Source organism: uncultured Sphingomonas sp. (assembly GCF_964021865.1).
Taxonomy (GTDB): Bacteria; Pseudomonadota; Alphaproteobacteria; order Sphingomonadales; family Sphingomonadaceae; genus Sphingomonas.
In genome coordinates this window covers 1-12,578 of sequence record NZ_CAXIAM010000017.1, presented here as the reverse complement: position 1 = coordinate 12,578, position 12,578 = coordinate 1, and the positions used below count along the sequence as shown (strand labels likewise).

General features: G+C 70.6%; 11 protein-coding genes. 5 read left to right on the top strand and 6 right to left on the bottom strand.

Going from position 1 to position 12,578, the window contains the following annotated elements:
• Positions 1-62 precede the first annotated feature (62 nt).
• The 3 genes from AADI75_RS06545 to AADI75_RS06535 form a co-directional block, all read right to left on the bottom strand.
• Positions 63-491, bottom strand: a complete 429-nt coding sequence (locus AADI75_RS06545) for a copper chaperone PCu(A)C (protein ID WP_341208238.1) — start codon at positions 489-491, stop codon at positions 63-65.
• A 133-nt stretch (positions 492-624) separates the two neighbouring features.
• Complete coding sequence (hrpB, locus tag AADI75_RS06540; protein WP_341208237.1) at positions 625-3,045, bottom strand: ATP-dependent helicase HrpB; 2,421 nt, start codon at positions 3,043-3,045, stop codon at positions 625-627.
• 75 nt (positions 3,046-3,120) lie between these two features.
• Positions 3,121-4,113 (bottom strand): adenosine kinase, encoded by a 993-nt coding sequence (locus AADI75_RS06535; RefSeq protein WP_341208236.1) that lies wholly within the window; start codon positions 4,111-4,113, stop codon positions 3,121-3,123.
• Positions 4,114-4,200: 87 nt separating this feature from the next.
• On the opposite strand from AADI75_RS06535, the gene AADI75_RS06530 reads away from it, so the two are divergent.
• From AADI75_RS06530 to AADI75_RS06520, 3 genes are all read left to right on the top strand, one after another.
• Positions 4,201-4,869, top strand: a complete 669-nt coding sequence (locus AADI75_RS06530; RefSeq protein ID WP_341208235.1) for an EI24 domain-containing protein — start codon at positions 4,201-4,203, stop codon at positions 4,867-4,869.
• On the top strand, positions 4,866-5,240 hold the full coding sequence (locus AADI75_RS06525; RefSeq protein WP_341208234.1) for a hypothetical protein: 375 nt from the start codon (positions 4,866-4,868) through the stop codon (positions 5,238-5,240). Before AADI75_RS06530 ends, AADI75_RS06525 begins: the two co-directional genes overlap by 4 nt.
• A gap of 67 nt (positions 5,241-5,307) precedes the next feature.
• Entirely contained in the window at positions 5,308-6,609 is a 1,302-nt protein-coding gene (locus AADI75_RS06520; RefSeq protein ID WP_341208291.1) for a cation:proton antiporter, read from the top strand.
• A gap of 181 nt (positions 6,610-6,790) precedes the next feature.
• Here AADI75_RS06520 and AADI75_RS06515 read toward each other — a convergent pair whose 3' ends face one another.
• From AADI75_RS06515 to AADI75_RS06505, 3 genes are read right to left on the bottom strand one after another with little or no spacing between them, the layout of a single operon-like run.
• Positions 6,791-7,084, bottom strand: a complete 294-nt coding sequence (locus AADI75_RS06515) for a hypothetical protein (RefSeq protein ID WP_341208233.1) — start codon at positions 7,082-7,084, stop codon at positions 6,791-6,793.
• Positions 7,077-8,645, bottom strand: a complete 1,569-nt coding sequence (locus AADI75_RS06510) for a PepSY-associated TM helix domain-containing protein (protein ID WP_341208232.1) — start codon at positions 8,643-8,645, stop codon at positions 7,077-7,079. Before AADI75_RS06510 ends, AADI75_RS06515 begins: the two co-directional genes overlap by 8 nt.
• On the bottom strand, positions 8,642-8,926 hold the full coding sequence (locus tag AADI75_RS06505) for a hypothetical protein (RefSeq protein ID WP_341208231.1): 285 nt from the start codon (positions 8,924-8,926) through the stop codon (positions 8,642-8,644). Before AADI75_RS06505 ends, AADI75_RS06510 begins: the two co-directional genes overlap by 4 nt.
• Positions 8,927-9,282: 356 nt before the next feature.
• On the opposite strand from AADI75_RS06505, the gene AADI75_RS06500 reads away from it, so the two are divergent.
• Positions 9,283-11,046, top strand: coding sequence for a type I secretion system permease/ATPase (locus AADI75_RS06500; RefSeq protein WP_341208230.1), 1,764 nt, complete (start codon positions 9,283-9,285; stop codon positions 11,044-11,046).
• A 3-nt stretch (positions 11,047-11,049) separates the two neighbouring features.
• Complete coding sequence (locus AADI75_RS06495; protein WP_341208229.1) at positions 11,050-12,417, top strand: HlyD family type I secretion periplasmic adaptor subunit; 1,368 nt, start codon at positions 11,050-11,052, stop codon at positions 12,415-12,417.
• The last annotated feature ends 161 nt before the right edge of the window (positions 12,418-12,578 follow it).

Genomic DNA, 12,578 nt, shown 5'->3' with positions numbered 1-12,578 from the left:
GGACGGAGCCAAGAGCGGCTTCCGCCCCGCTCGGCCGATCGTCCGCCGCTCGGAACCCCGGCTCACTCCGGGGCGACATCGCCCGCCGCGATCACCGTCGCCTCCACCTGCGCCGCCGCGCCATCGGCGAAACGCAGCGTCAGCGGTACGACCGAACCCGCCCGGATATTCTGCGGCAGATCGAACAACATGACGTGACGACCGCCCGGCGCGAACGCCACGTCGGTCTTCGCCGGCACCGGCACCGTCGCCAGCGACTCCATCGTCACCATGCCGCTGGCGGTCATCCGGCTGCCGTGCATCTCGGAACGCGACACGCCAGGCGCTTCGACGCGCACCAGCGTCGTGTCCTTTGCCCCGCCGCGCAACGCGAAATACCCCGCCGCGGGTCGCCCTGGCACCGCCGCCAGTCGAACATAGGCATCGTAGGCGACAGGCGCCGCCGCCTGCGCCGAACATCCCGCCGCCGCGAGGATCAAAGCTGCCATCATCAAGCGGCGCATAACCGTCTCCCCGTCAATCGACCGGATGTACGGTCGCGGGGTGGCGCCGGCAAGCACTGCTACGGCATCGAAAACTTACAGCTCGCTTTGAACCCGAACCTTCCCGCTCTCACCGGGTGAGTCACTTGTTCCGCCGCGCGTCCGCATTCTTGGTCCGCAGCGTCGGCGCGGCCGCGGCGGGATCGTCCGGCCACGGATGCCGTGGATAGCGCCCGCGCATCTCGCGCGCGACGTCGCGCCAGCTCCCCTGCCAGAAACCCGGCAGGTCGCGGGTCGTCTGGATCGGTCGTCCGGCCGGCGAAGTGAGCGACAGCACCAGCGGCACGCGTCGCTCGCCGACCACCGGATGCTCGGCCAGCCCGAACAAAGTCTGCACGCGCAATTCGACGGTCGGCCCGGCCTCGGCACCATAGTCGATCGCGTTCGTCGACCCGGCCGGGCTGGTGAAATCCGCCGGCGCGAGCCGGTCGATCTGGCGCAACGCGTCCCAGCCGAGCAGCGTGCGCAGCGCCTCGGTCAACGCGCCCGGCGCGATCGCATCCAGCCGGCGCTTGCCCGCGACCAGCGCCGGCAGCCATTCGTCGAGTCGCTCGACAAGCGTTTCGTCGTCGAGCGGCACCCCCGCATAGGCCGCGCGCGTCCGCAGTGCCTGCGCCGCTTCCGACCACGGCAGCAGGTCGACGCCATGCGTCCGTACCCCCTCGACCAGCGCCGCCGCCACCGCCGCCGGGTCCGCCTGGCTGTCCGGGCCGCTCGACACGCGGATCGCGCCGATCCGTCGCTCGCGCAGCGGCTGGACGCCGCCGGTCGCGGGGTCGAACACCGCGGTCCGCCGTGTCTCGATCCGCTCGGCGAACAACGTCTCAACATCGTCGGCGTCGATCGCCGCACCCGAGAGAATCCGCGCGCCCGCCGCCATCCCCTGCGTCTCCGCCACCGCGAGCCATTCGGCGCGCGCCAGCGATGCCGTCACATCCAGTCGGAACCCGCGCCCGCCCGCCGATACCCAGCGTTCGCCGCTCGCATCACGCCGCCGCGCGACGCGATCGGGAAAGGCGAGCGCGACGCACGCCGCGATCGTGTCGCCGCTGCCGTCGCGCCCGGCCATCGCCGCCCAGCGCTTCGCCAGCGCGCGCGCATTCTCCGCCTTGGGCGAGCGATCGCCCCGCCATCGCCGCAGCCGCAGTTCGAGATCGGCATCCTGCCCCCCAAGCCCGCGCTCCTGCAACAATACCGCGATCTCCGCCGCCAGCCGCTTGTCGCCCGCGCGCAGCAGCATATGCGCCAGCCGCGGCGTCATCGGCAGCCGCGCGATCCGACGACCATGCGCGGTCGGCCGCCCGTCCGCGTCGATCGCACCCAGCCCGAGCAACCGCGCCCGCGCCTCGTCGATCGCCACCGCCGGCGGCGGATCGATCCAGCGCAACGCGCGCGGATCGGCGACCCCCCACAAGGCGCATGCCAGCACCAGCGCCGACAGATCGGCCTCGAGGATTTCGGGCGGGTCGAAGCGCGGGATGCCGGCGGTCGCCGCCGCCTCCCACAAGCGATAGGCGACTCCCGACCCCTGCCGCGCGGCGCGTCCCGCGCGCTGCGTCGCCGCCGCCTGGCTCGCGCGCTCGGTCACCAAGCGGGTCATTCCCGCGGCGCGATCGTAGCGCGGGCGGCGCGCCAGACCACTATCGACCACCACCCGAATGCCGTCGAGGGTCAGGCTCGTCTCCGCGATCGAGGTCGCCAGCACCAGCTTGCGCGCGCCATCGGGCTCGGCGCGGATCGCCGCACGCTGCGCCGCCGGGTCGAGGCTGCCATGCAGCCGGTGGAGCCGCACGCCGGGCAGGTCGCCGACGCGCTCGGCGGTGCGCTCGATCTCCGCGACGCCGGGCAGGAAGGCGAGCACCCCGCCCGCCGCCTCGGCCAGCGCGCGCCGGATCGCCGCCGCCATCGCCTCCTCGATCCGCGCCTCGGCGGCGCGCCCGATATGCCGCAGTTCGAGCGGATGGCTGCGCCCCTCGCTCTCGATCACCGGCGCATCGTCCATCAGCGCCGCGAACCGCGCGCCGTCGAGCGTGGCGGACATCGCCACCACCCGGAGATCGGGTCGCAGCCCGGCCTGCGCATCCAGCGCCAGCGCCAGCCCGAAATCGCCGTCGAGGCTGCGTTCGTGCACCTCGTCGAACAGGATCGCCGACACGCCCGTCAGTTCGGGATCGTCCTGCAACCGCGCGGTCAGGATGCCCTCGGTCACGACCGTCACGCGCGTCGCCGCCGAGCGCTTTGTGTCCAGCCGCGTCGCATAACCGAAGGTGCGCCCGACCGGCTCGTCCGCCTGCGCCGCCATCCGCTCGGCCGCGGCGCGCGCGGCGAGCCGGCGCGGGCTGGTGACCAGCACCTCGCCCGTGCACCATGTTTCATCGATCAGCGCGGGCGCCACCGCGGTGGTTTTCCCCGCACCCGGCGGCGCGACCAGCACCGCCGACGACCGCTCGCGCAGCGTCGCGAGCAGGTCGGGCAGCACGGCATGGATCGGCAACGACGTCACGCGCAGGTCTGTGGCAGATCGAGGCGGGATTGAGAACCGCTCCAACCACCGTCGCGCCCGCGCAGGGGCGACGGCTTACACCCCCGCGGTGATCGCCTTCAGGTCGACGATCGGCCGCGCGCCGAAATGCTGGATCACCTCGGCCGCGCAGATCGCGCCGAGCGTCAGTGACGCCTCCAGCGACTTGCCCTGCGCCTGTCCATGGAGGAAGCCCGCCGCGAACAGATCGCCCGCGCCGGTCGTATCGACCACCTTCTCGATCGGCTGCGCGGGCACCACCACGCGCTCGCCGCCCGCGACCGCCATCGCCCCGCGCTCGGCGAGCGTGACGACGACCAGCGGCACCTTGTCCTGCACCGCCGCCACCGCCGCATCGACCGTGTCGGTCTGCGTCAGGAACATGATCTCGGTCTCATTGGCGAACAGCACGTCGATCAGCCCCTGATCGATCAGCGCGTGGAACGCGTCGCGGTGGCGGTCGATCACGAACTCGGCCGACAGCGTGAAGGCGACCTTCCGCCCGGCCCCGCGCGCGATATCGATCGCGGCGCGCATCGCGGCGCGCGGCTCTTCGGGGTCCCACAGATAGCCTTCGAGATACAGGTACCGCGCATCCGCGATCAGCGCGGCATCCAGCGCCTCGGCGGGCAGATAGTGCGATGCGCCAAGGAAGGTGTTCATCGTGCGCTGCCCATCGGGCGTCACGAAGATCAGGCAGCGGCCGGTCGTCGGCGCACCGGCGCGCGACGCGGTGTCGAAACGGATGCCCGCCGCGCGAATGTCGTGCGCGAACACCTCGCCGAGCTGGTCGTCGGCGACCTGCCCGATGAAGGCGCACTGGCTGCCCAGCGCCGCCATGCCCGCGATCGTGTTCGCGGCCGACCCGCCCGACACTTCCTGCCCCGGCCCCATCTTCGCATAGAGCGCGTCGGCGTCCTCGGGAGAGAAGACCAGCGCCATCGCGCCCTTGGTCATGCCGTTGTCGGCGATGAACGCGTCGGTGGCGGGCGAGAGGATGTCGACGATGGCATTGCCGATCGCGACCACGTCATAGCGGGGTTCGGTCAAGTTCGTACTTCCTGGAAGTGCGGAAAGTGCCCGCCTAGAGCGCGGTCGCGGCTTGCGCAACGGCCAAGCGCGGCGCATCGCCACACGATGGTCCGCGCATTCTGGCTCTCGGTGCAGCAACTCGGCGACCCCGCGATCCTGCGCGTGCTCGCGCTGTCGCTGGCGATCACGCTCGGCATCTTCGTCGCGCTCGGCGCCGGTGCATGGTGGCTGATCGATACCGCGCTGGCCGGGATCAGCTGGCACGGCACGCTCGCCGGGGTGGCGGCCACGCTGCTGACGGTGCTCGGCGGGTGGCTGCTGTTCCGCGCGGTGGCGATGCTGGTCGTCGGGCTGTTCGCCGACGCGATCGTCGCCGCGGTCGAGCGGCGGCATTATCCGCAAGCGCTGGCAGAAGCGCGGCCGGTATCGCTGGCGCGCGGCCTGCGGATGGGGCTCGCCTCGGCGGGACGGTTCATCGCGGTCAACCTGCTCGCCGCGCCGGTCTATATCGGGTTGCTCGTCACCGGGGTCGGCACCGCGGCGGCGTTTTTCGTCGTCAACGGCTGGCTGCTCGGGCGCGATCTCGGCGAGATGGTCGCGGCGCGGCACCTGCCCGCTGCGGCGATGCGAGACTGGCGCGCGGCGACCGCCGGGCGGCGCTTCGTACTGGGGCTTGCCGCGACCGGGCTGTTCGTGGTTCCGCTGCTCAACATCCTCGCGCCCGTGCTGGGCGCGGCGATGGCGACGCACCTCTTTCACGGAAACCGCCGATGAAGTCCCTCGCCCCCGCCGTGCTGCTGCTCCTGCCCGTGCTGGCCGGCTGCGCGACCACCACGGCGCAGCGACCGGCGGTCGCGCGCGCGATCCCGGTCGCGCTGCCGACGCTCGGGCTGGAGGCGGTGATGGGGCAGGATGCCGCGCATCTGACCAGCACCTTCGGACAACCCGACGCCGACGTACGCGAGGGCAGCGCGCGCAAGCTGCAATTCTCCAGCGCGATCTGCATCCTCGACGCCTATCTCTACCCCTCCGCCGCTCGCGCAGAACCGCGCGTCACCTGGGTCGACGCGCGCCAGCGCGACGGCAGCAGCATCGATCGCGCCAGTTGCGTCGCCGCGCTCACCCGCCGGACGGGCGGCCGATAGCGCGAACATCGTCATTGAGCACGCCCCTCTCTCCCGCTAGCCTGCGGAAAACGGGTGGGGATTGATGATGGCACCGGCGCAGCTCAGCGTCCTTTTCTTCATGCAGCTGTTTGCGATCGTTGCCGTATCTCGTTGCGTCGGGTGGCTGGCGAAACGCTATCTCGGACAGCCGCAGGTCGTCGGCGAGATGATCGCGGGCGTCCTGCTCGGACCGTCGCTGCTCGGGCTGCTCGCGCCCGAGTGGCAGATGCTGCTGTTCCCCACGGAGACGCGCGGGCTGCTCTACGCGGTCGCGCAGCTCGGCGTCGGGCTGTACATGTTCATCGTCGGGCTCGGCTTCCGCGCCGATCATTTCCGCAGCAATGCGCGCAGCGCCACTGCGGTGTCGCTGTCCGGAATGCTCGCGCCGTTCGCGGTCGCGGTGGTCCTCGCACCGTGGCTCCGCTCGATCCCCGGGCTGTTCAGTCCATCCGTTACCGCGACGCAGGCGGCCTTGTTCACCGGCGCGTGCATCGCGATCGCCGCCTTCCCGATGCTCGCCCGGATCATCCACGAGCGCGGCCTGTCCGGCACCCCGCTCGGCACGCTGTCGCTATCGTCGGGTGCGATCGACGACGCCGGGGCGTGGACGGTGCTGGCAGTGGTGCTGGCGACGTTCGGCGACGGCGCGGGGGTGGCGATCAAGGCGATCGGCGGCGCGGTGATCTTCGCGGTCGTCGTGCTCGGCGTCGGTCCGCGGCTGCTGCGTCCGCTCGGCGCGCGGGCCGAACGGACCGGCGTCGTGGGGCAGACCGAGACCGGCATCGCGCTGATGCTGTTCCTGCTCGCCGCCTTCACGATGGATGCGGTCGGGATGCATGCCGTGTTCGGCGGGTTCCTGCTGGGCGCGGTCATGCCGCGCGGCCCCTTTGCCGAGGGGCTGAAGCGCCAGCTCGAGCCGCTGACCGTCCTGCTGCTGCTCCCCTGCTTCTTCACCTTCAGCGGGCTCAACACGCAGCTTGCGCTGGTCGCAGACCCGGCGCTGCTGGGAGTCGCCTTGGTGGTGCTCGTCGCCTCCGTCGTGGCAAAGGGCGGCGCATGCTGGGCTGCGGCGCGGCTGACCGGTCAGGACAACGCGACGGCGATGGGTGTCGGTGCGCTGATGAACGCGCGGGGGTTGATGGAGCTGATCATCATCAACATCGGCCTGGCGCGCGGCATCATCGGGCCGGCGCTGTTCTCGATACTGGTGCTGATGGCGATCGCGACCACGCTGATGAGTTCGCCGCTGTTTGAGCTGGTCTACGGCCGCAAGGCGCGTCAGCGCGGCGAACTCGGCACGCTCGACGACAGCGAGCCCGTCACCCTGTCGGAACGCGTCGCTTCATGACCGGCGAAGACGAATGAGATCACGCGGCGGCGCGGAGGTGCACCGCGTAAGCCTATCATTTCGGGTTGTTAGAGCGTGATCGCCTCAATCTGATCCGTCATTGCGAGCGCAGCGAAGCAATCCAGGGCGTCCGGGTCCAGCCCTGCCTCGTCGAACGCCCGACGTCGAAGGTCGATCGATCTCAACGGCGGCGGATCGCCCGGCGGACCGGATAGAAGACCGTGCCCGGCGCCACCGACAGCGCCAGCACCACGATCACCGCCGCGATCGAGGCGCAGGTCAGCAGCCGCACCCAGCGCTCGCCGTCCATCGGCGTGCCGACCCGCACCAGCGCCAGCGCGATCAGCACCGCTGCGCCGCTGCGCAAGGCGCGTACCGCGCGCTCGCCGGAAATCCCGGCCTCGCGCCGGAACTTGTACGAGGCCGCCGCCAGCAGCACGAACGCCAGCGCGCACAGCAACACGCCTTCAAACATGCACCATCTCCCGTGTCCGTCGTGATACCTGCACCCGCCGCGGCCGCGCCGCGCGCCACGCCGCCAGGCCCAGCAGCGCCGCGATCCCCAGCATCGCTACATCGAAACTCATGAAAAGTTGGTCACCGGCGCGCCACGACGCCGCCAGCCCGCGCGACGTGGTCAGCGCATTGGCGATCGGGATCGCGGCATAGACCGCCGCGCCCGCCGCGAACAGGATCGCCCACGCCTGTCTTGCCGGACGCAGCAACTGCAGCACCGCCGCCCCGCCCCAGACGTAGAACATCGTCGCCACCTCGGCCGCCGCTCGACCTTCGGCGGCGGCGGGGATGACGCGATTGGCGAGCAGATAGGCCCCCATCCCGATCGGTAGCCCCGCGATCGTCGCGATGTTCAGCCGCTCGACCAGCCGCAGACCGAAGAACGGCCTGGCCCCCGGCTTCCGCCGCGCCGCCGTCCACAGCAGCAACCCCGTGCCGACCATCGCCGCCCCGGTCAGCCCGAGCAGAAACAGCACCCAGCGCAGCGCCGGCGCGGCATATTGCGCGAGATGAAGCCCCAGCATCACGCCCACCGTCGACACGCCCGTGCCGGCGCCGCTCGGCGGCTGGAGCAACGCACCGGTCGCGCCCGAATAGACGACCGTGCCCGCGCGCGCGTTCAGGCTCGACTGGGCGGCACCGGTCACCGCAACGATCGCGGCGGCATCGCCGGGCTGCTGGACCACGACGCGCGCCGCCGGCCGCTGCAACCGCGCCTCGGCGTCGCGCACCAGCGGCGCGATCGGCACCAGCGGCGTGGCGCGGCCCGTCGCGACCGCATCTTGCGGCAGGCCATAGGCCTCGCGACCGAAATCGAGCGGCTGCTTGTAATTGATCGCGATCGGATACGGCAGGTACATCAGCACCAGCGTCATCAGTCCGGTATAGGTGATGACCGCGTGATAGGGCAGCGCCAGCACCGCCGAGACGTTATGCGCGTCCAGCCAGCTCCGCTGCCCCTTGTTCCAGCGCAGCGTGAAGAAGTCGGCGAAAATACGCTTGTGCGTCACCACCCCGGATATGATCGCGCCCAGCATGAACATCGCGCAGACGCCCGCCAGCCATCGGCCCCAGGGATGCGGCAGCTGCAACTGGAAGTGAAAGCGATAGAAATGCTCGCCGCCGCGCGTGTCGCGCGCATGGATCGGCGCGCCGGTCGCGGGATCGAGCACCTGCTCTTCGGCACGTTTGCGCCGCGTGCCGGGCTTCTGCCCCTTCGCCTCCGCCGCGTCGGGCTTGGGCGTGGCATAGACGTGCGTGACGACGTCGCGGTCGTTCGGAAGCTGGATGAACCATTGCTGGTCGTGGATGCCGTCGCGCGAAAGCTGCGACACGGCATTCTGCGCCGCGATCGTCGCGGGCGTGTGGTTCACGGGCATTTCGGGCTGCATCCAGCGCGTGATCTCGGGCCGGAAATAGCTGGCGGTGCCAGTCAGGAACATCGCGAACAGGATCCAGCCGGCCAGCAGCCCCAGCCAGCTGTGGATCCACGCCATCGACTGTCGCAGCGAGCGGGTCACGGCCGGACGCCCAGCAACCACACCGCCGCTCCCACGACGATCGTGCCGCCCCACACCCAGCCGACGACCCGCGCCAGCTTCGGTTCATGGAAGCACCACAGGCCCACGACGGCGTAGATCAGGAAGCTTGGGATCATCCCCCAGACGGTCGCCTCGACCCGCGCGATCGGCAGCAGTCGCGCGGTCAGCATCGCGACCACGGCGATCAGCGCATAGCCGCCCAGGAACGCGGTCAGGCACCGCACGACCATCGTCATCGCGGCCATGCGGAGGTGGCGCATACGCGGCGTTGCCTTCGTGGGCGACTCCACCCGCTGCATCAGCATCCGCCACTTTCCCTGTGCCCTCGCATGGCCTCGCTATAACAGCGATTGCGACTGACTAGCAATAGGGCCGTATCATAGAAGTTTGCCTGCCGAGTCGGCAGAATGCGGCGGCGTCAAGAAAACATCCGATGACCGGGCGAGCAGCATCGCGCGCGCAAACAAGCGCGGCCTAGCAAAATCTTTAGTCATTCCTGCGATGTGCGGCGTGGGAAAGGGACGATCCGCAACGCGTGCGGGGCTCGCCGGAGTAGGGCCGGGCCTCGCACGTACCCCGTCGCTTTGGCGAAACGGTGATGCTAGGCGTTGGTTCCATGATGATAACCACGAATCCGGGTGCCGAAGGCCCGATGCGGGCGGCGCTGTCGCTGTGCCGTCGCCACATCCTGGCCGCCTTCGGGTTCAGCGCGCTGGTCAACATCCTGTATATCGCCCCAACGCTCTACATGCTGCAGGTGTATGACCGGGTCGTGCCGACGCATGGCCGGCTGACCTTATGGTTCCTGACCGCGGTGCTGCTGTTCGCGCTCGTCACGCTGTCGATGCTCGACCGCGTCCGCACCCGGCTGCTGGTGCGCGCAGGCGTCCGGCTCGACGCGACGCTCGCCCCGGTGCTGCTCGACGCCACCCTCGGCCGCCCCGACCAGCCGGTCGCGCGGCAGGCGCTGCGCGAGTTCGACAATGTGCGCCAGACGATCAGCGGCCCCGGCGTGCTCGCGCTGTTCGACGCGCCGTGGACGCCGATCTACATCGGGGTGTGCTTCCTCGTGCATCCGGTGCTGGGGGTCGTCGCGCTGGTCGGGGGCACGATCCTGCCCGTGATCGCGTGGCGCAACGAGAAGGGCACCCGCACCGCGCTGGAACGCGCACAGATCGCCGCGACCACCAGCTACGCCAGCCAGGAAGCGATGCTGGGCGGTGCGGAGGCGGTCCGTGCGCTGGGGATGCGCCGTGCGATGGTGACGCGCCAGTTGCGCTATCGCGAGGCGATGCTCGCGCTCCAGACCCGCGCCGGCTTCACCAGCGGCAATTACATGACCGCCACCAAGTTCGTGCGCCTCGCGCTGCAAAGCCTCGCGCTCGGGCTGGGTGCGCTGCTGGCGATCGACAACCAGATTTCGGGCGGATCGATCTTCGCCGCCTCGTTCCTGATCTCGCGCGCGCTGGCGCCGATCGAGATGCTGATCGGCAGCTGGAAGGGGATCGCGCAGGCGCACGGCAGCTACCTGCGGCTCGACAAGCTGCTGACCGAGACGCAGACCACCGGCGTCGTCACGCAGCTTCCCGCGCCGCGGGGAACGCTGCGGCTCGAAAACGTCACGCTGTTCAACGACGCCCGCGACGGCACGATCATCAGCGACGTGTCGATCCCGATCGCGGCGGGCGAGGTGATCGCGATCGTCGGCCCGAGCGGCGCGGGCAAATCGACGCTCGCCCGGATCATCGCCGGCGCGATCCGCCCGGATCGCGGCCGCGTGCGGATCGACGGCGCCGACGTCACCGACTGGGATCCCGAGCTGCTCGCCGAGCATATCGGCTATCTCCCGCAGGACCCGTCGCTGTTCGCCGGCACGGTGAAGGAGAATATCGCGCGCTTCCGCACCGAACTCGCGCATGATCCGGCCGCGATCGACGCCGCCGCGATCAAGGCCGCCGAGCGCGCCCGCGCGCGCGAGCTGATCCAGCGGTTGCCCGGCGGCTTCGATCACGAACTCAAGCCCGGCGGGCGCGGGCTGTCGGCGGGTCAGGCGCAGCGCGTCGCGCTGGCGCGCGCGATGTTCGGCGACCCGGCGGTGCTGATCCTCGACGAGCCCAACGCGCACCTCGATGCCGAGGGCGACAGCGCGCTGCTCGCCGCGATCGACCATTACAAGAAGGCCGGACACACGATCCTGGTGGTCAGCCACAAGCTCGGCATCCTGCCCGTCGTCGACAAACTGCTGGTGATGCGCGGCGGCCGCGTGGAGATGTTCGGCCCGCGCGACGAAGTGCTGCCCAAGATCGCGCCGCAGCGGCCGCGCGCGGTGCCCAGCCCCGGCACGCCCCCGACGATCACCGCCCCCAGCGCGAGCGCCTGACACATGGCCACCCTGCCCCTCTCCCCTTCCCCGCTGTCGGCGACCGGCGACGATGCGGTCCATCTGCCCGCCGATCCGCGCAGCGATATCCGCAACGGGCTGATCGTCGCGGCCTTGTTCTTCATCGGCTTCCTCGGCTGGGCGGCGTTCGCGCGGCTCGACGCGGCGGCCTATGCCGAAGGCGTGCTCGCGGTTTCCGGGCAGCGGCAGGCGGTCCAGCACCGCGACGGCGGCGTGGTCGACAAGATCTTCGTCCGCGACGGCCAGCGCGTCCAGCAGGGGCAATTGCTGATCCGCCTCGGCTCGCCGGAGGTGCTCGCCAGCGAACGCGCGCTCGCATCGCAGACCATCCGCCTGCTCGCGCAGCGTGCCCGGCTCCAGGCCGAACAGCTCGGCCAGACCCGCATCCCCGCGCCGCGCGAGTTCGCGACGCTCAACGCCGAGGATCGCGCCGAGGCCGCGCTGGCGATGCGCCTCCAGCAGACCGAACTCAACGCGCGCACCGCGACGCTAACCGCGCAGCGCGACGCGCTCGGGCAGCGCGCGGCGCAGTCGAACGAACAGGGCCGCGGCTATGGCGAGCAGGTCGTCTCCGCGCAGGAGCAGTTGAAGCTGCTCGACGCACAGCTCGACGCGCTGCGGCCCGTCGCGGCCAAGGGCTTCGTCTCGCAGACCCGGCTGCGCGAGCTGGAGCGGATGCGCGCCGAATTGCAGGGCCAGCGCGGGCAATATTCCGCCAGCGTCGCACAGACCCGCGAGGCCGCGCGCGAAAGCCAGATCCAGCGGCTCGAGGCCGAACGCACGTTCACCGAGCGCACCGCCGCCGATCTGCGCGACGTCGAGGTGCGGCTCGGCGAGCTGTTGCCGAAGCTGGGCGCGGCGCGCGAGCAACTGGCGCGCACCGAGATCCGCGCGCCCGCCACCGGTGCGGTGGTCGGGCTGACGGTCTTCACCCCCGGCGGCGTGATCCAGCCGGGGCAGAAGCTGATGGACATCGTCCCCGAACAGGCACCGCTGCGCATTCAGGCGCGCATCTCGCCCGACGACGCCGACGATCTGAAGGTCGGCCAGCACACCACCGTGAAGTTCCCGAGCCTCCACGAACGCGATATCCCGCCGCTCAACGGCACGATGACGCGCCTCTCGGCGGACAGCTTCACCGACGAGAAGACCGGCGTCAGCTATTTCACCGCCGAGATCACCGTGCCGCCCGAGGAGTTGCACGTCCTGTCGAAGTTCCGTGGCGAACAGTTCAAGCTCCGCCCGGGCATGCCCGCGCAAGTGCTGATCCCGCTGCGCAAGCGCACCGCGCTCGATTACGCGCTTGAACCGCTGGTCGGCGCCTTCTGGTCCTCGTTCCGCGAGCATTGATCCGCTCGGCCTTGTCGTCGCCCCGGATGCGATTCCGGGGCCCGGCTTCTTCTCGGCGACCGGATTGGTAGCGGAATGGCGTCGAATAATGCGTCATTGCGAGCGGAGCGAAGCAATCCAGGGCGTCCTGGTCCGGCCCTGGATTGCTTCGCTCCGCTCGC